Origin of the sequence: Micromonospora sp. ANENR4 (assembly GCF_015354395.1) — a bacterium.
Classification (GTDB): Bacteria; Actinomycetota; Actinomycetes; order Mycobacteriales; family Micromonosporaceae; genus Micromonospora; species Micromonospora aurantiaca.
Genome location: NZ_JADKYQ010000017.1, coordinates 46,752 through 69,192 on the forward strand (window position 1 = coordinate 46,752; position 22,441 = coordinate 69,192).

The 22,441-nt window shown below is 73.7% G+C and carries 18 protein-coding genes; 1 reads left to right on the forward strand and 17 read right to left on the reverse strand.

Annotated elements, in window-relative coordinates:
- Nucleotides 1–16: 16 nt before the first annotated feature.
- A complete protein-coding gene (locus IRY44_RS26065) occupies nt 17–907 on the forward strand; it encodes a septum formation family protein (RefSeq protein WP_194802857.1) in 891 nt (296 codons plus the stop codon).
- Nucleotides 908–950: 43 nt separating this feature from the next.
- Here the strand turns inward: IRY44_RS26065 and IRY44_RS26070 are convergent, their stop codons facing one another.
- The 17 genes from IRY44_RS26070 to carA all read right to left on the reverse strand — a co-directional run bounded on the left by IRY44_RS26070 (nt 951) and on the right by carA (nt 22,434).
- Nucleotides 951–2,699: a M28 family peptidase gene (locus IRY44_RS26070; RefSeq protein WP_194802858.1), complete on the reverse strand. Its 1,749-nt coding sequence runs from the start codon at nt 2,697–2,699 to the stop codon at nt 951–953.
- A gap of 236 nt (nt 2,700–2,935) precedes the next feature.
- Nucleotides 2,936–4,453, reverse strand: coding sequence for an RsmB/NOP family class I SAM-dependent RNA methyltransferase (locus IRY44_RS26075; protein WP_194802859.1), 1,518 nt, complete (start codon nt 4,451–4,453; stop codon nt 2,936–2,938).
- Nucleotides 4,450–5,376, reverse strand: coding sequence for a methionyl-tRNA formyltransferase (gene fmt / locus IRY44_RS26080; RefSeq protein ID WP_194802937.1), 927 nt, complete (start codon nt 5,374–5,376; stop codon nt 4,450–4,452). The genes IRY44_RS26075 and fmt overlap by 4 nt, the downstream gene beginning before the upstream one ends.
- Nucleotides 5,377–5,381: 5 nt before the next feature.
- Complete coding sequence (gene def, locus IRY44_RS26085) at nt 5,382–5,942, reverse strand: peptide deformylase (RefSeq protein ID WP_194802860.1); 561 nt, start codon at nt 5,940–5,942, stop codon at nt 5,382–5,384.
- Between the two features lie 42 nt (nt 5,943–5,984).
- Nucleotides 5,985–7,247, reverse strand: coding sequence for a cytochrome P450 (locus IRY44_RS26090; RefSeq protein ID WP_194802861.1), 1,263 nt, complete (start codon nt 7,245–7,247; stop codon nt 5,985–5,987).
- Nucleotides 7,248–7,341: 94 nt separating this feature from the next.
- Nucleotides 7,342–8,322 carry an AAA family ATPase gene (locus IRY44_RS26095; RefSeq protein ID WP_194802862.1) on the reverse strand — a complete coding sequence of 327 codons (981 nt, stop codon included), beginning with the start codon at nt 8,320–8,322 and terminating at the stop codon, nt 7,342–7,344.
- Nucleotides 8,323–8,548: 226 nt separating this feature from the next.
- Nucleotides 8,549–10,549, reverse strand: a complete 2,001-nt coding sequence (locus IRY44_RS26100) for a primosomal protein N' (RefSeq protein ID WP_194802863.1) — start codon at nt 10,547–10,549, stop codon at nt 8,549–8,551.
- Nucleotides 10,550–10,608: 59 nt separating this feature from the next.
- Complete coding sequence (gene metK, locus IRY44_RS26105; protein ID WP_262015716.1) at nt 10,609–11,799, reverse strand: methionine adenosyltransferase; 1,191 nt, start codon at nt 11,797–11,799, stop codon at nt 10,609–10,611.
- A gap of 97 nt (nt 11,800–11,896) precedes the next feature.
- Nucleotides 11,897–13,105, reverse strand: a complete 1,209-nt coding sequence (coaBC, locus tag IRY44_RS26110; RefSeq protein WP_194802865.1) for a bifunctional phosphopantothenoylcysteine decarboxylase/phosphopantothenate--cysteine ligase CoaBC — start codon at nt 13,103–13,105, stop codon at nt 11,897–11,899.
- A 14-nt stretch (nt 13,106–13,119) separates the two neighbouring features.
- Nucleotides 13,120–13,386 (reverse strand): DNA-directed RNA polymerase subunit omega, encoded by a 267-nt coding sequence (gene rpoZ, locus IRY44_RS26115; RefSeq protein WP_013285517.1) that lies wholly within the window; start codon nt 13,384–13,386, stop codon nt 13,120–13,122.
- A gap of 3 nt (nt 13,387–13,389) precedes the next feature.
- Complete coding sequence (locus IRY44_RS26120) at nt 13,390–13,941, reverse strand: guanylate kinase (protein ID WP_194802866.1); 552 nt, start codon at nt 13,939–13,941, stop codon at nt 13,390–13,392.
- Between the two features lie 25 nt (nt 13,942–13,966).
- Nucleotides 13,967–14,284: an integration host factor, actinobacterial type gene (gene mihF, locus IRY44_RS26125; RefSeq protein WP_013285515.1), complete on the reverse strand. Its 318-nt coding sequence runs from the start codon at nt 14,282–14,284 to the stop codon at nt 13,967–13,969.
- Between the two features lie 175 nt (nt 14,285–14,459).
- Entirely contained in the window at nt 14,460–15,299 is an 840-nt protein-coding gene (pyrF, locus tag IRY44_RS26130) for an orotidine-5'-phosphate decarboxylase (protein WP_194802867.1), read from the reverse strand.
- An 88-nt stretch (nt 15,300–15,387) separates the two neighbouring features.
- Nucleotides 15,388–16,662 (reverse strand): adenosylmethionine--8-amino-7-oxononanoate transaminase, encoded by a 1,275-nt coding sequence (locus IRY44_RS26135; RefSeq protein ID WP_194802868.1) that lies wholly within the window; start codon nt 16,660–16,662, stop codon nt 15,388–15,390.
- A 160-nt stretch (nt 16,663–16,822) separates the two neighbouring features.
- The gene (locus IRY44_RS26140; protein ID WP_194802869.1) at nt 16,823–17,839 is read right to left on the reverse strand and encodes a quinone-dependent dihydroorotate dehydrogenase; all 1,017 of its coding nucleotides are present in this window, start codon (nt 17,837–17,839) and stop codon (nt 16,823–16,825) included.
- A gap of 112 nt (nt 17,840–17,951) precedes the next feature.
- Nucleotides 17,952–21,299: a carbamoyl-phosphate synthase large subunit gene (gene carB / locus IRY44_RS26145; protein ID WP_194802870.1), complete on the reverse strand. Its 3,348-nt coding sequence runs from the start codon at nt 21,297–21,299 to the stop codon at nt 17,952–17,954.
- Complete coding sequence (carA, locus tag IRY44_RS26150) at nt 21,292–22,434, reverse strand: glutamine-hydrolyzing carbamoyl-phosphate synthase small subunit (RefSeq protein WP_194802938.1); 1,143 nt, start codon at nt 22,432–22,434, stop codon at nt 21,292–21,294. The genes carB and carA overlap by 8 nt, the downstream gene beginning before the upstream one ends.
- Nucleotides 22,435–22,441 lie beyond the last annotated feature (7 nt).

The following is a 22,441-nucleotide window of genomic DNA, read 5'->3' on the forward strand; positions in this document are numbered from 1 at the left end:
GGGGAGGTCGGTCGGGATGCGGCGATGGCGGGTGGCGGTCACCGTGGGCGCGGCGCTGGCGCTGGCGCTCGGCGGCTGTGCCGCGCCGGCCGGAGTGGACCGGGACCTGGTCGACGACTGGCCCGCGTTCGCCGCGCCGGTCGGGTTCGTGCCGAAGTCCGGCGCCTGTCATCCCACTGTCGCCGACGTCGGCTACCTCAGCGGCTACCAGCCGGTCGACTGCGCCACCCCGCACCGCACCGAGACGCTGCACGTCGGCACGATGACCGGCGCGGAGGCGGAGCGTTCCGCGCCGCCGCGTACCGGCTCGGCGGGGATGCGTGCCGCGCACGCCGAGTGCGCCCGCCAGGTCACCCGCGCCGTCGGCGCGGACTGGCGCTCCGGGCGGCTGCGCCTGGCGGTGGTCTTCCCGTCGGCGCTCGCGTGGTCCGGCGGGGCCCGCTGGTACCGCTGCGACGTCGCCGAGATCAGCGATCTGGACGAGGGCGCCGTGTCCCAGCGCACCGGCAGCCTGCGGGGGGCGTTGAAGCCCGGCTCGAAGCTCGCGCTCGGCTGCTTCAACCCGAAGCTGAGCAAGGACAAGGTGCAGTCGATGCGGCCGGTGGCCTGCACCAGCAAGCACCACGCCGAGTTCGTCGGCGTCTACCAGGCGCCGGACATCAGCTACGCGGAGTTCGACCGCACGCCGCTGCGCGCGCACAAGGCCTGCCGCGGCCTGATCGCCAAGTACGCCGGGCTGCCGAACGACGGCAACATGCAGTACCGGGCCGGCACCATCATCTACCACCCGTACGAGGAGCAGTGGCGCGACGGCGACCGGGGCGTGCAGTGCTTCCTGTGGGTCTCCGGACGGTCGCTGACCCGCTCGGTCAAGGGCGCGGGCGCCAAGGCGCTGCCGATCAACTGAGAACCGGGCGGGACGGGCCGGCGCCCACCCCGCCCGGTACCGCTCAGCCGACCTGCAGCGTCACGTCGTCCACGACGAAGCTGGTCTGCAGCGAGGAGTCCTCGACCCCGGTCCACTTCAGCGTGACCGTCTGACCCGCGTACGCGGCCAGGTTGAAGGTGCGCTGGGTGTAGCCGGTCGCCTTGTTCAGGTTCGAGTACGTGGCCAGCGTGGTCGAACCGACCTGCACGGTGAGCTTGTCGTAAGCGGTCGAGGTGGTCGTCTCGGCCGAGTCGATGTGCAGCCAGAACGAGAACGTGTAGCTGCTGCACCCGGACGGCAGCGTGACCGACTGGGAGAGCGTGTCGGTACGCGAGGAGCCGTATCCGTTCATCCACGCCTTGTACGACCCGGTGCGGGCCGCCTGGCTCGAGCTGTTGGTGATCACGCCCGAGCTGGCCGTCCACGGCGTGGTGCCGGACTCGAAGCTGCTGTTGCCGATCAGCTGGCCACCGGTGCAGCCGCCGCTGCCGCCGGTCACCGTGATCGTGTAGCTCGCGGTGCGGGTGGCCGAGCCGGTGCCGGTCACGGTGAGCGTGAACGTGCCGGTGGTGGCCGTCGACGAGGCGGTGACGGTCATGGTGGCCGAGCCGCCCGAGGTGACCGAGGACGGGCTGAAGCTCACCGAGACGCCGCTCGGGGCGCCACTGGCGGACAACGCCACGGTCTGCGCGCTGCCGGCGGTGGTGGCGGTGCTGACCGTGGCGGTGGTGGAGCCGCCCCGGGCGACGCTGCCGGAGGTGGGGCTCACCGAGACGGAGAAGTCGTTTGTCGGCGTGCCGCCGCCGACCGCGAGCTGCCAGATCGCGTACGCGACGCCGTCCGCGGCCCGGTTCAGGATGGTCGTGTTGATGTTGCCGGTGTTGTCGCAGGAGCGGTGGTAGCACCCGTCGTACGCCGCGCCCGCGGTGCCACCCCACTTGCTGGCCTGCGCCGAGGTCTTGGTGTAGCTGGCGCCCGCCGCGTAGCCGGAGGTCTGGATGCCGGCGTTGGCGAACGAGTAGTCGTCCGAGCGGCCCTGGCCCTCGGTGTTCTCCTCCGGCGAGATGCCGAACGAGTCCCAGTACGCCTTCAGCGGCGCGGCGGTGGCCGAGGTGATCCGGTTGATGAAGTAGCCGCCGTTGGGCGAGCCCACCATGTCGAAGTTGTAGTAGCCCTTGATGTAGCCGCGCTGGGTGGAGCTGAGCTGGTTGACGTAGTGCTTGGAGCCCTGCAGGCCCTGCTCCTCGCCGTTCCACCAGGCGAACCGGACCCGCTTGGTCATGGTCGGGTTCTGCGCGGCCAGCACCAGCGCGTTCTCCAGCAGCACCGACGAGCCGGAGGCGTTGTCGTTGATGCCGGGGCCGGCGGCGACGCCGTCCAGGTGGGCACCGAACATGACGACCTGGTCGGAGGGGCCCTGCGGCCACTCGGCGATCAGGTTGTTGCCCGGGTAGGTGCAGGTGGAGCAGTTCTGCTCGGTGACCGTGTAGCCGGCGGCCTGGAGCTTGCCCTTGACGTAGTTGACCGACGCCGTGTAGCCGGCCGAGCCGGAGCGCCGGTTGCCGCCGTTGCTGGTGGCGATGGAGTTGAACTGGGTGAGGTGGGCCTGGATGTTGCTCAGGGAGACGTCCGGCGCGGCGAGCGCGGCGGCGGCCGGGGCGGGGGCGGGGGCCGGAGCGGGCGCGGCGGAGGCGGTGCCGGCCAGGCTCGCCGTCGTCAGGGTGGCGACGAGGGCGAGCGCGAGGCTCGTGGTCGGCGTTCTGCGTCTCATGGAGACTCCTCGTGGGGGTTCGGCGGGCGGGGGTGCCGGGACCGGTGATCGGAACAGTTACATGTATCGATCGCACAGTCAACGGGCTGTCACATCCCACCGGCCCCCTCCCCCCACCGGGATGCCGCACACGCTCCATCCCTCCCCATTTCGCCGCATGACGATCAAGGAGTTCGTGTCCGGGCACGGCGGCGCCGGGGACACGAACTCCTCGATCGACTGCGAAGAGGGGTGGGTCAGACCCGGCGGAGGACCGCCAGGAACATGGCGTCGGTGCCGTGGCGATGCGGCCACAGCTGCACCGTGGGGCCGTCGCCCAGACCCGGCATGCCGGCCGGCAGCAGCGGCCGCGCGTCGACGAAGTCGACACCGAAACCGCACCGCCGAGCCGCCTCGGTCACCGTCACGTGCGTCTCCACCACATGCGGCGAGCAGGTCACGTATGCGACCAGGCCACCCGGCCGGGCCGCCCGCAGCCCGGCGGTGAGCAGTTCCCGCTGCAACCGGGTCAGCGGCGGTAGGTCTGACGGCTGGCGGCGCCACCGCGACTCCGGGCGGCGGCGCAGCGCGCCCAGCCCGGTGCACGGCGCGTCCACGAGCACCCGGTCGAAGTGCTCCTCCGGCAGCTTCGGATCGCTGCCCACGCTGCGCCCGTCGGTGTGCAGCACCGTCACCGGCAGCCCTCGGGTCGCCTGCTCCACCAGCCGTGCCCGGTGCTCGGCCACCTCGACCGCCGTGAGCCGCGCGCCACGGATCGCGGCGAGCGCGCCCAGCAGGCCGGACTTGCCACCTGGACCGGCGCACAGGTCCAGCCAGCGGCCGTCCGGGCCGTCCAGCGGCGCCGCGGTCAGCGCGTCCGCCACCAGCTGGGAACCCTCGTCCTGCACGTGCGCGCGGCCGTCGGCCACCGCCGGCAGGTCACCCGGCGCGCCGCCGGGCAGGTAGACCGCGTACGGCGAGAACGCGCCGGGCGCGCCGCCCACCTCGTCGGCCAGCGCCACCGGATCGGCCAGGCCCGGCCGGGCGCACAGGTGCACCGGCGGGCGCTCGTTGTCCTCGATGAGCAGCCGGGTCGTCTCGCCCATGTCGCCGCCGAGCGCCTCGGCGAACGACCGCACGATCCACTGCGGATGGCTGTACGCCAGCGCGAGGTGCCCGATCGGGTCGGTCTCCTGCGCCGGGGCGAGCTTCGCCACCCAGGCGTCGGCGTCCCGGGTGGTGATCTCCCGCAGTACCGCGTTGGCGAACCCGGTGGCGCCCGGCCCCACCGATCGGACCAGGTCCACAGTGGAGGACACCGCGGCGTGCGCGGGCACCCGGGTGTGCAGGATCTGGTACGCCCCGAGCCGCAGCGCGTCGCGCACCGGCGGGTCGATGCGCTGCACGTCCCGCCCGGCCGCGTCGGTGACGATCGCGTCCAGCGTGCCGGTGTGCCGCAGCGTGCCGTAGGTCAGCTCGGTGGCGAACGCGGCGTCCCGGCCGGTCAGCCCGGCCTCGCGCAGCATCGCCGGGAGCACCAGGTTGGCGTACGCGTCGTCGCGGTGCACCGCCGCGATCGCCTCGTACGCGATCTGCCGGGGCAGGTCGACCGCCGGACGGACCGGACGCCCGCCCCGCCGGTCCCCACCGAACCGGTCCCCGCCCCGCCGGTCGCCACCGAACCGGTCCCCGCCCCGCCGGTCGCCGTGCTCACGCGCGTACCCCCGGGGACGCTCGCCCTCGACGGGCCGGTCCGGGCGCTGCGGCCCCGTCACGCGAACACCTCGCCGGCGGTGACCCGGGCGCCACGCGCCCAGTCGCCGGCGGGCATTGCCTTCTTGCCGGCGGCGCGCACCTCGCCGAGGCGCACCGGCGTGGTGGCGGTACCGACGAGCACGCCCGACTTCTCCACGTGCAGCTCCCCCGGCTTCAGCTCCGGGCCGTCGGGCAGCGGCGTGACCGGGCCGAGCTTGACCCGGTCGTCGCGGAACGTCGTCCACGGGCCGGGCGCGGGCGTACAGGCGCGGATGCGCCGGTCCACCGCGAACGCGGGGTCACCCCAGCGGACCCGGGCGTCCTCCACCGTCAGCTTCGGGGCGAGCGAGACGCCGTCGGCCGGCTGCGGCACGGCCCGGGCGGTGCCGGCGCCGATCGCGTCGAGCACGGCGACAAGCAGCCCGGCGCCGGAGTGCGCGAGCCGCTCCAGCAGGTCACCGGAGGTGTCGGCGGGCCGGATCTCGTCGGTGACGGTGCCGTAGACCGGACCGGTGTCCAGCCCCGCCTCCAGCTCGAAGACGCTGGCCCCGGTCAGTTCGTCGCCGTGCAGCACGGCGTGCTGCACCGGCGCGGCGCCGCGCCATGCGGGCAGCAGCGAGAAGTGCAGGTTGATCCAGCCGTGCCGGGGGATCTCCAGCGCGACCGGCGGCACCAGCGCGCCGTAGGCGACCACCGGAACGCAGTCCGGCGCCAGCTCGCGCAGCCGGTCGAGGAACTCCGGCTCGCGCGGACGGGCGGGGGTGAGCACCTCGACGCCGTGCGCGTCGGCCCACGCGCCGACCGGCGAGCGGACCAGTCCCCGGCCCCGCCCGGCCGGGGCGTCGGGGCGGGTGACCACGGCGAGCAGCTCGTGCCCGGAGGCGGCGATCGCGTCCAGGGCCGGTACGGCGACGGCCGGCGTGCCGGCGAAGACCAGGCGCATCCGGGTCACCGCCCCAGACCGAACGGGTTGCCGGCGGCGTGCGGGCTGAGCTTGACCGTCGGCGGCGCGGCCCGGTCGTACCACTCGGCCTGGCGGATCGCCTTCATGGCCTCCTTGCGGCCGGCCGCGTCGAGCCGGTCGACGAAGAGCACGCCGTCGAGGTGGTCGGTCTCGTGCTGCACGCAGCGGGCCATCAGGCCGGTGCCGACGATCTGCAGCGGGTCGCCGTAGCCGTTGAAGCCCTTGGCGATCACGTTCTGCCGGCGCTTGGTGTCGAAGTAGAGCCCGGGGATGGACAGGCAGCCCTCCGGGCCGTCCTGTTCCTCCTCGTCGGGGAACTCCAGCACCGGGTTGACCAGGTGGCCGAGGACGTCGTCGACGTCGAAGGTGAACACCCGCAGGCCCACCCCGAGCTGCGGCGCGGCCAGGCCGGCGCCGCTCTGCTCGCGCATCGTGTCGGTCAGGTCGGCGATCAGCTTGCGCAGCTCGGCGTCGAAGTCGACGACCGGGTCGGCCGGCGTGCGCAGCACCGGATCGCCGAACAGACGGATGGGCTGGACGGTCACTCGGCGTGGCTCCTTGTCTGGGTCGAACGATGCGCGTCCAGTCTACGGAGTCGGCCCGGCCGCCCCGGGTCGCGTACCGGGAACGGTGACCGGGGCCGCCTCCCGCCCCGCTGTCACCGGCAACGTGGCGTGACCACGCAGGGTGAGCCGGACCCGCCGCTCGGGCCGGCCCGCCACCGCCAGCCCGGGCAGCCGGCGCAGCAGCAGCGGGAACGCCACCTGCGCCTCCAGCCGGGCCAGCGCCGCACCGAGGCAGTAGTGTGGCCCGGCGCCGAAGGACAACGGCGCGATCTGCGCCCGCCACGGGTCGAAGCGGGCCGGATCCGGATAGCGGCGGGGATCACGGTTGGCCGCGCCGAGCAGCACGATGACCCAGCTCTCCGGCGGCAGGTCGACGTCGCCGTAGCGGGACGGCGCGGTGCTCATCCGCGAGGTGAGCTGCACCGGCGAGTCGTAGCGCAGCAGCTCGTCGACGTAGGCGGGGGCGAGGTCGGGCCGCTCGCGCAGCGCCGCCGCGGCGCGCGGATGCTCCAGCAGCGCCACCAGGCCGTTGCCGAGCAGGTTGGTGGTGGTCTCGAAGCCCGCCACCAGCAGCACGATGAGGTTGGCCAGCAGTTCGTCGCCGGAGAGCCGGTCGCCGCCGTCGTGGGCCTGGACCAGCGCGGTGGTGAGGTCGTCGGCCGGGGCCCGGCGGCGGGCCGCCACCAGCTCGGTGAAGTAGTCCCGCAGCTCGGTCGCGCCGCGGTCGGCCACCGCCAGCTCGTCGGCGGTGATCTCCGGTTCGAGCACGCCGGTCAGGTCGGTGGCCCAGCGCCGGAACAGCGGCCGGTCCGCCGCCGGCACGCCGAGCAGCGCGCAGATCACGCCGACCGGCAGGGGGTACGCGAACGCGGCCATGAAGTCGACCGGCCCGTCGGCGGCGAGCATCGCGTCGACCAGCTCGTCGGCCTGCGCCCGCACCACGTCGCGCATCGCGGCGATCCGGCGCGGGGTGAACGCGCCGGCGGCCAGCCGCCGCATCCGGCTGTGGTCCGGCGGGTTGGTGCGCAGCATCGACCGGGAGATCGACAGCACCGCCGGGCTCTCCCGCCAGCCCGGCATGAACTGGTCGCGCAGCGCGTCGTCCATCACACCGAAGCGCGGGTCGCGCAGGATCGCGTCGGCCTCGGCGTAGCCGGTGACCACGTAGAAGACCGGCCCGGCCTGGACCACCGGACCGTGCGCGCGCAGCCGCTCGTACGTCGGATAGGGGTCGAGACGACCCTCGGGGGACATCAGCAACGCGAGCGCGTCGGTCGGATCCACGATTCCGCCTCCCCAGGCATCGGAGGCCTTCATCATGCTCCGGCCCGCCGGATCGGGTGAACCCGTGCCGGCGAGGTGGCGGTGTCCCCGGCGGTCAGACGCCGGCGCCCGGCTCCCCGGCGAGCACCGGGCCGCCGCCGAGCAGCGCGTGCTCCGGCAGCGGCAGCGTGATGCCGTGCGCGTCCTCCCAGTCGTGGATCAGCCCCGGGCGGGCCTGCGCGGTGAAGAAGTCGAGCGCGCTGATCCCGCCGACCACCGGCTCGTCCACCTCGGCGACCAGCCGGGCCGCGACCATCGGCAGGCCGCCGCGCACCGCCGCGCTCAGCCGCCGGTGCCCGTCGACGACGAAGAAGTACTCGCCGGTGTAGCCGATGCTCAGCGGCTCCGGCTCCGCGCCGTTGCCGGCCGTCTCGGCAGCGGCGTCGGCGTCCCAGAGGCCGCGCAGCGTCGACACGTCCTCGGTGGGGTACACCCGGTTCGGGTCGAGCAGCAGCAGCGGCCGGCCGGCCCGCAGCACGTCCGCGCCGAGGCGGCCCTCGTAGACGTCGATGACGTGCTGGATGACCTGCTCCGGGTCGGCCCGGGTGGTGTCGCAGACCAGGTCGTAGTTGCGCAGGCGGGCCTTGTCGACGCCGTACCGGACGATGAACCGGCCGCGCTCGCTCTCGCTGCGCTCGCGCAGCTTGGCCCGCGCCTCCTCCAGCGAGGTGTAGCTCTCGGCCGGGCCGGACGGCCGGGCGAGCACGCGCCGGGCCGCCTCGGTCGGCTCGGTGATCATGTGCACCTTGAGCGCGTCGGTGAAGAAGTGCCAGGCCAGGCGGGAGTCCATGACCAGGGACTCACCGGAGGCGGCGATGTCGCGCTGGAGCTGGTCGACGTACCCGTCGACGGCCTGGTCCAGCTCGGCGTGCAGGTTGAGCTGGAGGGCGGTCATCTGCCGCTCCTGGGCCATCTGGCGGTAGAGGTCGCCGACGCTGACCCGGCGCAGCCCGAGCCGCTTGGCGATCTCGACCGAGACGGTGCTCTTGCCACTGCCGAGGTCACCGTTGAAGACGATCGACTGACGAACGGTCACGACTGGTCCACCCCTGCTCACCGGCTGACTGACGACATCGAATCCGTGTCGGCCCGACGTGCTCTGGCACCCGCCGCGCCGCGTCCCGCACGGGAAAACCGCGCGGCTGGGCATGACGGGCGATGCTATCACCGCCCGCTACTCGATTGCCGGACCAGGTGTGCGGCAAACCCCAGGTCACGACCGTGCGCGAGGGTCCGCGTGCGCACTGTCACGGGCGCGTCGATCAGAACAGCGTGAGCGGGTCGACCTGGAGCCGTACCGGGTCGGCCGCCTTGCGGGCGCTGCGCTGCCCGGCGGCGGCGTGCAGTGCCTCGGCCATCGCGGCGGCCCGTGACCGGGGCACGCGGACCAGCATCCGCTCCCGGCCCTCGTCGGCCGGCACCGGGCCGAGCACCTCGGCGTCACCCGGCAGCCGGGCGCCGGCGAGCAGGTCGGCCACCGCCTCGGCCGCACCGGTGACGCTCGCCATCCGGACCGCCGGGGGGAAGCCCAGTTCGCGCCGCTCGGCCAGTTCCCGGGCCGCGAACCAGGCGGAGTCCCAGCGCAGCAGCGCCTGCACCGGGGCCAGCGCGCCGTCGGCGACCACCACCACCCGGCCACCTGCCGTACCGGGCCGGGCCAGCGCGGCGGCGGCCATCCACCGCCGCAGCGCCTCCTCTCCGGCCCGCAGGTCGGCCCGGGTCAGCAGTGCCCACGAGTCGAGCAGCAGCACCGCGCCGTAGCCGCCCTCGGCGACCGGCTCGGCGCCCGGGGTGGCGATCACCAGCCCGGCTCCACCCGGCACGCTCGCCAGCACCTCCTCCCGCCCCGAGGTCCGCACCGGCACGCCGGGGAACGCCCGGCCCAGTTCCTCGGCGGTCCGCCGGGCGCCGGTCACCGAGGCGCGCAGCCGCCGCCCGCCGCACTCCGGGCAGGCGTACGCGGCTGCGACCCGCCCGCACCAGCGGCAGGCGGGCGTGCCCTGCGCCGACGGCAGCGCGAGCGGCCCGGCGCAGTGCGGGCAGCGGGCCGGGGCGCGGCAGTCGGCGCAGGCCACCGACGGCACGTAACCGCGGCGCGGCACCTGCACCAGCACCGGCAGGTCCGCGCGCAGCGCGTCCCGGGCGGTGGTCCAGGCCAGGCTCGGCAGCCGCGCCGAGGCCGCGCCGGGGTCGCGGGCCAGTTGCGGGTCGTCGCCGGTGGGGGCCAGGGCCGGGGTACGCGCGCGCACCACCGCCCGGTCGGCCACCACCTCGCGCGCCCAGCCGGTCTCCACCAGCAACTGCGCCTCGGCGGTACGGGCGTACCCGCCGACCAGCGCGGCGATGTCGCCGAGCTGCGCCCGGGTGAGCAGCACGTCGCGGGCGTGCGGGTAGGGCGCGCGCGGTTCGGCGTGCAGGTCGTCGCCGTCGTCCCAGATCGCCACCAGGCCGAGCCGCCGCACCGGGGCGAACATCGCCGCCCGGGTGCCGATCACCACGTCCACCTCGCCCGTGCGGGCGGCGAGAAAGGCCCGGTAGCGGCGGGCCGGACCGTCGGCGGCGGTGAGCCGGACGTGCCGCCCCGCGCCGAGCACGGCGGTCAGGGCGGCGTCGAGGCGGTCCAGGTCGCGGGCGTCGGCCACCACGACCACCGCGCCCCGGCCGCCGGCCACCGTGGCGGCGACCGCGTCGGCGCACCTGTCGGCCCAGTCCTCCCCCGGCAGCGCCGACCAGACCGCGCGGGCGGGCTTGCCGTCGGTGAGCGCGCGCAGCAGCGCCGGACCGGCCGGGTAGTCCCGCCAGCCGCGCGGGTCCACCTCCGCCCGGGCACCCGGCCGGGCGTCGGCGGCCTCGGCCGGTACGCCGTCGGGCGCGGTGCCGTCGGCGGGGCTGCCGGTGGGTTCGGTGCCGTCGGCGGGGCCGACGTCGGGCGCGGCCGCGGCGGTGACGGCCTTCTCGGCGCGGGCGTGCCGGGGCGGCACCGCCAGCCGCAGCACGTCGGCGAGGCTGCCGGCGTACCTGTCGGCGACCGCGCGGGCCAGCCGCGCCACCTCCGGGGAGAGCACCGGCACCGGGGAGACGACCTTCTCCAGGTACGCGAGCTTCGGGTGCGCGGACGACTCGGCGCGCTCCAGCAGCCAGCCGTCGACGAGCTGCCCGGCGAAGCGCACCTTCACCCGCACCCCGGGCCGGGCGTCGGCGTCGAGCGCCTCCGGCACCAGGTAGTCGAACGGGCGGTCCAGGTGCGGCAGCGGCACGTCCACGCAGACGCGCGCGACCGGCGACCCCGGTGCGGGTCGCCGGTCGCGGCGCGTGGTGGTGGTCAGGCTCCCGCGGCCGACTTGAGGTCGGCGGCCCGGTCGGTGCCCTCCCAGGTCAGCTCCGGCAGCTCCCGGCCGAAGTGGCCGTACGCGGCGGTCTGCTGGTAGATCGGGCGCAGCAGGTGCAGGTCCCGGATGATGGCGGCCGGACGCAGGTCGAACACCTCGGCCACGGCCTTCTCGATCGAGGCGACCGGCACGGTCTCGGTGCCGAACGTCTCGATGAAGAGGCTCACCGGGTGCGCCTTGCCGATCGCGTACGCGACCTGCGCCTCGCACCGCTCGGCCAGCCCGGCCGCCACGACGTTCTTGGCGACCCAGCGCATCGCGTACGCGGCCGACCGGTCGACCTTCGACGGGTCCTTGCCGGAGAACGCGCCGCCGCCGTGCCGGGCGTACCCGCCGTACGTGTCCACGATGATCTTCCGGCCGGTCAGGCCGGCGTCACCCATCGGGCCGCCGATCTCGAACCGCCCGGTCGGGTTGACCAGCAGCCGGTAGCCCTCGGTGTCCAGGCCGAGCCCCTCCAGCTCCGGGGCGATGACATGGTCGCGGATGTCCGGGGTGAGCAGCGACTCCAGCGAGATGTCCGCGGCGTGCTGGCTGGACACGACGACGGTGTCGAGCCGGACCGGGCGCAGCCCGTCGTACTCGATGGTCACCTGCGTCTTGCCGTCCGGCCGCAGGTACGGGATCGTGCCGTCCTTGCGGACCGCGGCGAGCCGGCGGGCCAGCCGGTGCGCCAGCGCGATCGGCAGCGGCATCAGCTCGGGGGTCTCGGAGCAGGCGAAGCCGAACATCATGCCCTGGTCGCCGGCGCCCTGCGCGTCCAGCGCGCTCTCCGACCCGCCGGTACGCAGCTCGAAGGCGTTGTCGACGCCCTGGGCGATGTCCGGCGACTGCGCGCCGATGGACACGCTGACGCCGCAGGACGCGCCGTCGAAGCCCTTCTTCGACGAGTCGTAGCCGATGCCGAGGATGGTCTCGCGGACGATGGTCGGGATGTCGGCGTACGCCTTGGTGGTCACCTCGCCGGCCACGTGCACCTGACCGGTGGTGATCAACGTCTCCACCGCGACCCGGCTGTGCGGGTCCTGGGCGAGCAGGGCGTCGAGAATGCCGTCACTGATCTGGTCGGCGATCTTGTCCGGGTGGCCCTCCGTGACCGATTCGGACGTGAAGAGACGTGTCACGGCACTCCTAAGCATGTGAAGACTTTTAAAGGTCGCTCGGCGGCAGTTTAGTCACCGTCGTTCCGCCGTGACCCGATGAACGCGGGTCGACCAACCGTCAGGAACGTGACGGCAGCCGCGGACAGACGAGGTCCCAGACGGCGTCGGCCAGGGCCTCCTTGGGCTGCTCGGGCAGCCGGTGCACGGCACCGTCGGCACCGATCACGGTGGCCGCGTTGGTGTCGGCGCCGAAGACCTTGTCCACGCCGACCTCGTTGACCACGATCATGTCGGCCCCCTTGCGGGCCAGCTTGGCCCGGCCGTTGGCCTCCGCGTCGTCGGTCTCGGCCGCGAAGATCACGAGCACCTGCCCGGGACGGCGGACGCGCCCCAGCTCGGCGGCGATGTCCGGGTTGGTGACCAGCTCGATGGTCGGCGCGACGCCGTCGTCGGACTTCTTGATCTTCCCGCTGGCGTAGCTGGCGGGCCGGAAGTCGGCGGGCGCGGCGGCCATCACCACGGCGTCCGCGTCGGCTGCCGCCGCGAGCGTGGCGGTGCGCAGTTCCTCGGTCGTGCCCACCCGGACCAGGTCCACCCCGGCCGGGTCGGGCAGCGCCACGTTCGCCGCGACGAGCGTGACCCGGGCGCCCCGGGCGACGGCGGCGCGGGCGAACGCGTACCCCTGCTTGCCGGACGACCGGTTGCCCAGGAACCGGACCGGGTCCAGCGGCTCGCGGGTGCCCCCGGCGGTGACCACCACGTGCCGGCCGGCCAGGTCGGCCTCGGCCTCGGCGCCGCGGGCCAGGGCCCGGCGGGCCACCGCGAAGATCTCCGCCGGGTCGGGCAGCCGGCCCTTGCCGGTGTCCCGCCCGGTGAGCCGGCCCACTGCGGGCTCGATCACGCGGACGCCGCGCGAGCGCAGCGTGGCCACGTTCGCCACGGTCGCCGGGTGCTCCCACATCTCGGTGTGCATGGCCGGGGCCAGCAGCACCGGGCAGCGCGCGGTCAGCAGCGTGTTTGTGAGCAGGTCGTCGGCGAGGCCGTGGGCGGCCTTGGCGAGCAGGTCGGCGGTGGCCGGTGCGACCACGACCAGGTCGGCGTGCTGCCCGAGCCGCACGTGCGGCACCTCGTGCACGTCGGACCAGACGTCGTCGGCGACCGGCCGGCCGGACAGGGCCGCCCAGGTCGGCGCCCCGACGAAGCGGAGCGCCGAGGCGGTCGGCACCACCCGGACCCGGTGACCCGACTCGGTGAAGAGCCGGAGCAGCTCACACGCCTTGTAGGCGGCGATGCCGCCGCCGACCCCGAGGACGATCTCGGCGGGCATCGGCGCGGGCGCGGTTACGGCTGGTCGGTCGGCTCGGCGGTGAGCAGGCCCGCGTTGATCTCGCGCATGGCGATGGAGAGCGGCTTCTCCTGCGGGGTGGTCTCCACCAGCGGGCCGACGTACTCCAGGAGACCCTCACCGAGCTGGCTGTAGTAGGCGTTCACCTGCCGGGCGCGCTTGGCGGCGAAGATGACCAGCGCGTACTTCGAGGTGGTCTTCTCGAGCAGCTCGTCGATCGGCGGGTTGGTGATGCCCTCGGGGTTGGTGGCGATGGATCCCACGAATTAAACCTCTGCGTCTCGTGCGCCGCCCGCGGGCGGTCGGGCCGGAGCCAGGAAGGACGAACCGAGCAATCCTACCAGCTCCGCCGCGGCGCGCTCGGTGTGGTCGTGTGCCACGGCGTGGGCGAAGACGGCCGCGACGTCCGGGTCCGCCCGGTACGCCGGCGGCGCGAGCAGCACCAGCCGGGTGCCGGGCGCCGCCGCCCGTACCGCCAGGGCGCCGCCCAGGTCCAGCGGCAGCAGCACCGGCCGGCCCTCGGCGAGCCGCGTCCGCACCCCGGCCCGGGGCACCCCCCGGCGGTACGGCCCGATCCGGCACCACTCCAGCAGCTCCCCGGCGGCGATCAGCCGGTCGAAGCCGGGCGCGTCGAGGAAGACGCGGTCGACGCCGTCGCGCTCGTCCGGACGGGGTGGGCGGGTGGTGGCGACCACCGGCACCCAGACAGACGCAAGGCGCGCCCGGACCGCCTCGACGACACTGCTCCGGCCGGCCCCGGAGGGACCGGACAGGACAGTGAGCCGAGCCGCCGAGCGCGCCTCGTCATCCGTGCTCACCGCTTGTTTCTACACGGCGGGCCGTTCAGTTGGCGGCGAACTCTCCGAGCAGAGCCTTGCGCTGCTGCTCGCCGAGGCCGCGCAGGCGACGACTGTCGGCGATCTTGAGCTTCTCCATGATCTGGGTGGCCCGGATCTTGCCGATGCCCGGCATCGCCTGGAGCACGGCCGAAACCTTCAGCTTGCCCACGACGTCGTCGGACTCGGCCCGCTCGAGGACGGTGGCGAGGGTGGTCTTGCCCTGCTTGAGCTGCTCCTTCAGCTCAGCGCGGGCCTTGCGGATCTCCGCGGCCTTCTCCAGCGCGGCAGCGCGCTGCTCGGGGGTCAGTGACGGGAGCGGCACCAGTTCTCCTCAGGTCCCTAGTACGGCGGGCTGAGCGCCCCACCGCATCTGTGAAACGTGGTGTCGCTGGCAACCAAAGGGGTCCGTGGTTCCCAGCGCGGGGAAAACTAGCGGTCAACGGAGATTTCGGCAACGTGGACGCGCGATGATCAACCCAAAGTGACCGAGCCGTCAGTCAGTCCGCCGCGCCCAGGGCGGCCCGGCAGTCGGCCAGCACCCGCTCGGTGGCGGCCCGCAGGTCGGCCGGGTCGGGGCCCGCGCCGAGCACCTCCCGGGAGTACGAGGGAAGCACCGACGGCAGCGCGGCGCCGAACACGGTACGCAACCCGGCGGGCGTTCCACCCTGTGCGCCCAGCCCTGGCGCGAGCAGCGGACCGTTCACCGAGTCCAGATCGTGACCCGTCTCACCGATCGTCGCCCCGACCACCAGACCAAAACTGCCGAGTGGTTCCGCACCCCTGTTGAGCTGGGAAATCTCGTCGATCACGGTTTGCGCGACGGTGCGCCCGTCGGCGCCCACGGCGCGCTGCACGGAGGCACCCTCCGGGTTGGAGGTGAGCGCCAGGACGAAGACCCCGCCGCCGTGCTCGGCGGCGGTGGAGAACATCGGGGCGAGCGAACCTACTCCCAGGTAGGGGCTCGCGGTGACCGCGTCGACATACAGAGGGCTGGATGGGTCGAGGTACGCCGACGCGTACGCGGCGACTGTCGAGCCGATGTCGCCGCGCTTCACGTCAAGCAGAGTGAGCGCTCCCAAATCTCGCAACTGTCGGATAGTTGACTCAAGCACACCGACACCGCGGGCGCCGAAGCGCTCGAAGAACGCCGACTGCGGCTTGACCACGGCGACCCGGTCACCGATCGCCTCCACCACCGTGCGGCAGAACCGCTCCAGGCCCGCCACGTCGTCGGTCAGGCCCCAGGCGGCCAGCAACCCGGGGTGCGGGTCGATGCCCACGCAGAGCGGCCCTCGTTCCGCCACGGCCCGGTGCAGACGGGCGCCGAACGTCTCCATCACGTCTCTCCCTCTCCCGGCGGCTCCGGGCCGCCTGGCGTGTCCGGGCGACGGGCCTTCCGTCGCGCCCTGTCGTATCCGGCCGGGCTCAGCCGGCCTTGACCGCCGCGGCCACTCCGGCCGCGATCCGCGCCACGTCCGCGGCGTCGCAGACGTACGGCGGCATCGTGTAGACGAGATCCCGGAACGGGCGCAGCCACACCCCCTCGGCCACCGCCGCGGCGGTCGCCCGGGGCAGGTCCACCTCGTGGTCGAGCTGCACCACCCCGATCGCGCCGAGCACGCGGACGTCGGCCACGCCGGGCGCGTCCCGCAACGGCTCCAGACCGGTCCGCAGGCCGTCGGCGATGCCCGCCACGCGTCCCGCCCAGTCCCCGGCCCGCAGCAGGTCCAGGGAGGCGTTGGCGACGGCGCAGGCGAGCGGGTTGCCCATGAACGTCGGCCCGTGCGCCAGCACCCCGTCGGCGGAGATCGCCCGCGCCACCTCGGGCGTGCACAGCGCCGCGGCGAGCGTCAGGTACCCGCCGGTGAGCGCCTTGCCGACGCAGAGCACGTCCGGGGCGACGCCGGCGTGCTCGGCGGCGAACATCCGGCCGGTCCGGCCGAAGCCGGTGGCGATCTCGTCGAACACCAGCAGGATGCCGTGCCGGCTGGTCACCTCGCGCAGCACGCGCAGGTAGTGCGGGTGGTGGAACCGCATCCCGCCGGCGCCCTGGACCACCGGCTCCACGATCACCGCGGCCAGCTCGTCGGCGTGCCGCTCCACCGCGTCCACCAGCGCCGCCTCGTACGCCGGGTCCGGCGCCGCGTCGAAGCCGGGCGGCGGCACCGGCGCGAACACCTGCCGGGGCAGCACGTCGCCCCAGAGGTGGTGCATGCCGCCCTCCGGGTCGCACACGCTCATCGGGTGGAACGTGTCGCCGTGGTAGCCGCCCCGCCAGGTGCCCAGCCGGCGGCGCTGCGGGCGTCCCAGCGCCCGCTGGTACTGCAGGCACATCTTCACCGCCACCTCGACGCTGACCGAGCCGGAGTCGGCCAGGAAGACGTGTTCCAGGCCGTCCGGGGTCAGCTCGACGAGCGTGCGCGCCAGGCGTACCGCGGGCTCGTGGGTGAGCCCGCCGAACATCACGTGGCTCATCCGTCCGAGCTGGTCGGTCACCGCGGCGTCGAGCACCGGGTGCCGGTAGCCGTGGATCGCCGCCCACCACGACGACATGCCGTCGACGAGTTCCCGCCCGTCGGCGAGCCGCAGCCGCACCCCCGCGGCGCCGTCGACCACGTACGGCGCGCCGGCGGGAGGCATCGCGGCGTACGGGTGCCACACGTGCCGCCGGTCGGCTTCCAGAATCTCCTCAGGCGTCACGTCTCCTCCTCCTTCGCCCCCGCCCTTCCCCCTCCCTCCCCCGCTCTCCCCCGCGATCTTGCAGTTGGTGCCCCGACCGGGCCCGGAATGGGCGGTATGCCGGGGCCGAAAGCGCAAGATCGCGCGGGGGTGGGGGCGGTGCGGGGGTGGGGTGGGTGGGTCAGGGTCGGGTGGTTCGGGTTGTTATGGCCCGGGTCAGGGCGGGGCCGCGGTAGATGAAGCCGGTGTAGAGCTGGAGCAGGGAGGCGCCGGCGTCGAACATGCGTGTCGCGTCGTCCCGGTGCAGGATGCCGCCCACCCCGATCACCGGCAGCCGGCCCCCGGTCTCGCGGTGCACGAACGCGACCATCTCCCGGGCCCGGGCGGTGAGCGGCCGGCCGGACAGCCCGCCGGCCTCGGCGGCGCGCTCCCGGTCGGCCGGGGCGAGCCCGTCGCGGGCGAGCGTGGTGTTCGTGGCGATGACCCCGGCCGCGCCCCGGTCGAGGCACACCTCCAGCAGCTCGGCCACGGCCGGCTCGGTCAGGTCCGGGGCGATCTTCACCAGCACCGGCTTCTCCCCCACCAGCGCGGCGAGCAGGGCGTCCAGATGGGACCGGTCCTGAAGCGACCGCAGCCCGGGAGTGTTCGGTGAGGACACGTTGACCGCGAAGTAGTCGCCGTGGTCCTTGAGCGCCCGGTACGAGGCGAGGTAGTCCTCGACCGCCTCGTCCAGCGGGGTCACCTTGGACTTGCCGAGCGAGATGCCCAGCGGCACACCGAGCGGGCGCGGCAACGCGGCCAGCCGGTCCGCCAGCGCCTCGGCACCGGCGTTGTTGAAGCCCATCCGGTTGATCACGGCTTCGCTGTCGCGCAGCCGGAACAGCCGGGGCCGGGGGTTGCCCGGCTGGGCGTGCGCGGTCACGGTGCCGACCTCGACGAAGCCGAAGCCCAGCGCCGGCCAGGCCGGCAACGCGAGTCCGTTCTTGTCCATCCCGGCCGCCAGTCCGACCGGGTTGGGGAAGCGCACCCCGAACACGGTGCGCGGCGCCGACCGGAAGTACGCCCGTCGCAGCGCCGCGAGAACGGCCGGCTGCCGCGACACCGCGGCCAGCCGTTCCAGGGTCCACTCGTGCGCCCCCTCGGCGTCCCCGCCCGCGAGCGAGAACAGCCGGGGCCGCACCACCTTCTCGAAGATCACGCCGCGCCCCCTCGCCCGGTCTCCCCGGTCTCCCCGTTGATCATGAGGTTGGCGGCGGATTTGGAGATCCACATCGCCGCCAACCTCATGATCGGCGCGTGAAGGCGCGGTGTCACTCGCCGGCCCGCAGGGCTGCGTGCAGGTCCTGCAGGGGGCGGACCTTCAGGTCGCCTCGGATGCGGGCCTCGATGCCCATTACCGCGGCGGCGGCGCCGGGAACCGTGGTGACGCACGGGATGTCCACGCTCACCGCCGCGCTGCGGATCTCGTACCCGTCGGAACGGGCGCTCGCCCCGGAGCCCTGCGGCGTGTTCACCACCAGCGCCACGTCCCCGCCGAGGATCAGCGACACCGCGTCCGCGCCCTCACCCGACTCGTAGTGCTTACGGATCTGCTCGCAGGCGATGCCGTGCCGGCGCAGCACCTCGGCCGTGCCGGTGGTGGCCACGATCTCGAAGCCCAGGTCGGCCAGGCGCTTGATCGGGAAGATCATGCCGCGCTTGTCCCGGTTGGCGACCGAGACGAAGATCTTCCCGGCGGTGGGCAGCGACCCGTACGCGGCGGCCTGCGACTTGGCGAACGCCTGCCCGAAGCCGGTGTCGATGCCCATCACCTCGCCGGTGGACTTCATCTCCGGGCCGAGCAGCACGTCGATGCCCTTGCCCGAAGGGGTGCGGAACCGCTTGAACGGCAGCACCGCCTCCTTGACCGCGATCGGCGCGTCGGCCGGCATGGTGCCGCCGTCGCCGGTGGGCGGCAGCATCCCCTCGGCGCGCAGCTGCGCGACGGTGGCGCCGAGCGCGATCCGGGCCGCCGCCTTCGCCAGCGGCACCGCGGTGGCCTTCGAGACGAACGGTACGGTCCGGGAGGCGCGCGGGTTGGCCTCCAGCACGTAGAGCATGTCGCCCTGCAGCGCGTACTGGACGTTGAGCAGGCCGCGCACACCGATGCCGCGGGCGATCTGCTCGGTGTAGTGCCGCACCTGGGCCAGGTGCGAGCCGGCCAGGGTGATCGGCGGCAGCGCGCAGGACGAGTCGCCGGAGTGGATGCCGGCCTCCTCGATGTGCTCCATCACGCCGCCCAGGTAGACGTCGCCGTCGGCGTCCACGAGCGCGTCCACGTCGATCTCGATGGCGTCGTCCAGGAACCGGTCCACCAGCACCGGGCGGTCCGGCGAGATGGCGGTGGCGCGGCCGATGTAGTCGCGCAGCGTGGCGTCGTCGTACACGATCTCCATGCCGCGCCCGCCGAGCACGTACGAGGGGCGGACCAGCACCGGGTACCCGATCTCGTCGGCGATCGCCTTCGCCTCGTCGTACGAGGTGGCCATGCCGTGCGCGGGCGCGCGCAGCCCGGCCCGGGCCAGCACCGCGCCGAACGCGCCGCGCTCCTCGGCCAGATGGATCGACTCCGGGGAGGTGCCGACGATCGGCACGCCGGCGTTCTTGAGCCGCTGCGCCAGGCCCAGCGGAGTCTGCCCGCCGAGCTGCACGATCACCCCGATGACGCCGGGGCCGCCCGCCTCCTTGCCGGAGGAGTCCTCGGCGTGCCAGACCTCCAGCACGTCCTCGAACGTCAGCGGCTCGAAGTAGAGCCGGTCGGCGGTGTCGTAGTCGGTGGAGACGGTCTCCGGGTTGCAGTTGACCATGACGGTCTCGTAGTCCACGGCCCGGAGGGCCTGGACGGCGTGCACACACGAGTAGTCGAACTCGATGCCCTGACCGATCCGGTTCGGCCCGGAGCCCAGGATGAGCACCTTCGGCCGCGCCGAGGGCGCCACCTCGGTCTCCGAGTCGTACGTCGAGTAGTGGTACGGCGTGGTCGCCTCGAACTCGGCCGCGCAGGTGTCCACCGTCTTGTAGACCGGCCGGACGCCGAGCCGGTGCCGCAGCGTCCGGACGCCGTCCTCGGCGGCCAGCTCGGGACGCAGCGCGGCGAGCTGCCGGTCGGACAGGCCGGCCCGCTTGGCGCGGCGCAGCAGTGCGGCGTCGAGCACCGGCGCGTCCACGATCTCGGCGCGCAGCTCGACCAGCGAGGCGATCTGGTCCAGGAACCACGGGTCCATGCCGCCGGACGCCTCGGACACCTCGGCGATCGACGCGCCGAGGCGCAGCGCCCGCTCGACCGTGTAGAGCCGGCCGTCGTGCGGCGTGCGCAGCGCGGCGAGGGTGTTCTCCTTCGTGGCGCCGTCCGGGTCCGGAGTGGTCCAGAAACCCGATGCTTTGGTCTCCATCGAGCGCATCGCCTTGTTCAGCGCCTCGGTGAAGTTGCGGCCCAGGCTCATCGCCTCGCCCACCGACTTCATCGTGGTGGTCAGCTCCGGGTCGGCGCCGGGGAACTTCTCGAACGCGAACCGGGGGATCTTCACCACCACGTAGTCGAGCGTCGGCTCGAACGCCGCGGGCGTCTTCAGCGTGATGTCGTTGGGGATCTCGTCGAGCGTGTAGCCGATGGCGAGCTTCGCGGCGATCTTCGCGATCGGGAAGCCGGTGGCCTTCGACGCCAGCGCCGAGGAACGCGACACCCGCGGGTTCATCTCGATCACGACGATCCGGCCGTCGGCCGGGTTCACCGCGAACTGGATGTTGCAGCCGCCGGTGTCCACACCGACCTCGCGCAGCACCGCGATGCCGAGGTCACGAAGCCGCTGGTACTCCCGGTCGGTGAGCGTCATCGACGGGGCGACGGTGACGCTGTCGCCGGTGTGCACGCCCATCGGGTCGACGTTCTCGATCGAGCAGACCACCACCACGTTGTCGTGGCGGTCGCGCATCAGTTCGAGCTCGTACTCCTTCCAGCCGAGCACGCTCTCCTCGATGAGCACCTCGTGCACCGGGCTGGCCGCCAGGCCGGACCCGGCGATGCGCTCCAAATCCTCGTCGGTGTGCGCCATGCCGGACCCGAGGCCGCCCATCGTGAACGACGGCCGGATGACCACCGGCAGGCCCAGGTCGGCGACCGTCTCGCGGACCTCGTCCATCGAGTGGCAGACCCGCGACCGCGGCACCAGCGCCGACGGATCGTCCAGGCCCAGCCGTACGCCGGCCTTCGCGACGATCTCCTTGAACAGCTGGCGGTCCTCGCCCCGGTTGATCGCCTCGATGTTCGCGCCGATCAGCTCGACGCCGTACTTCTCCAGCACGCCCGCCTCGTGCAGGGCGACAGCGGTGTTCAGCGCGGTCTGCCCGCCGAGCGTCGGCAGCAGCGCGTCGGGGCGCTCCTTGGCGATGACCAGCTCGACGAACTCCGGGGTGATCGGCTCGACGTACGTGGCGTCGGCGAACTCCGGGTCCGTCATGATCGTCGCCGGGTTCGAGTTGACCAGGCTGACCCGGATCCCCTCGCTGCGCAGCACCCGGCAGGCCTGGGTGCCGGAGTAGTCGAACTCGCAGGCCTGTCCGATCACGATCGGCCCGGAGCCGATCACCAGGACGTGCTTGAGGTCGGTCCGCTTAGGCATTCTTGCGCCCCTCGATCAGCTCTGCGAAACGGTCGAAGAGGTAGTCCGCGTCGTGCGGGCCGGCCGCCGCCTCGGGGTGGTACTGGACGGTGAAGGCGGGCACGTCCACGGCCCGCAGCCCCTCGACCACGTTGTCATTGAGGCAGACGTGTGACACCTGGACACCGCCGAACTCGGTCTGGATCACCTGATCCGGCACCACCGCGCCGTCCCCGGCACCCGGCACCTGCACCGCGAAGCCGTGGTTGTGGCTTGTCACCTCGACCTTGCCGGTGGCCCGGTCGAGCACCGGCTGGTTGATGCCGCGGTGGCCGTACCCCAGCTTGTAGGTGCCGAAGCCGAGCGCCCGGCCGAGGATCTGGCTGCCGAAGCAGATGCCGAACAGCGGGATCCGCCGGGTCAGCACCTCCCGGGCCAGCGCCACCGGGCCGTCGGCGGTCGCCGGGTCGCCCGGGCCGGGCGAGAAGAAGACAGCGTCCGCGCCGGTGGCGAGCAGGTCCTCGATGGTCGACCCGGCGGGCAGCACGTGGGTGGTGACGCCGCGGGCGGCGAGCCGGCGCGGCACGTTGCGCTTGATGCCCAGGTCCACCGCGGCCACCGTGAACCGGTGCTCGCCCTGCGCCTGCACGACGTACGGCTTGGCGGTGGTCACCTCGTCGGACAGGTTCGCGCCGACCATCTGCGGCGAGCGGCGCACCCGCTCCAGCAGCGCGGCCGGGTCGTCCTCGACGCTGGAGATGCCGACGCGCATCGCGCCGCGCTCGCGCAGGTGCCGGGTCAGCGCCCGGGTGTCCACGCCGCTGATGCCGACGACGCCCTCCGCGGCGAGCCGGTCCTCCAGGCCGCCGCCGGCCCGCCAGTTGGAGCTGATCCGGGCCGGGTCGCGCACCACGTACCCGGCCACCCAGATCCGGTCGGACTCGTCGTCCTCGCCGTTGACGCCGGTGTTGCCGATGTGCGGCGCGGTCTGCACCACCACCTGCCTGTGGTACGACGGGTCGGTGAGCGTCTCCTGGTAGCCGGTCATGCCGGTGTTGAAGACCGCCTCGCCGAAGGTCTCCCCGACGCTGCCGTACGCCTCGCCGTGGAACGTGCGCCCGTCCTCGAGGACGAGAATCGCCGATCTACGCTTCACCATGCTG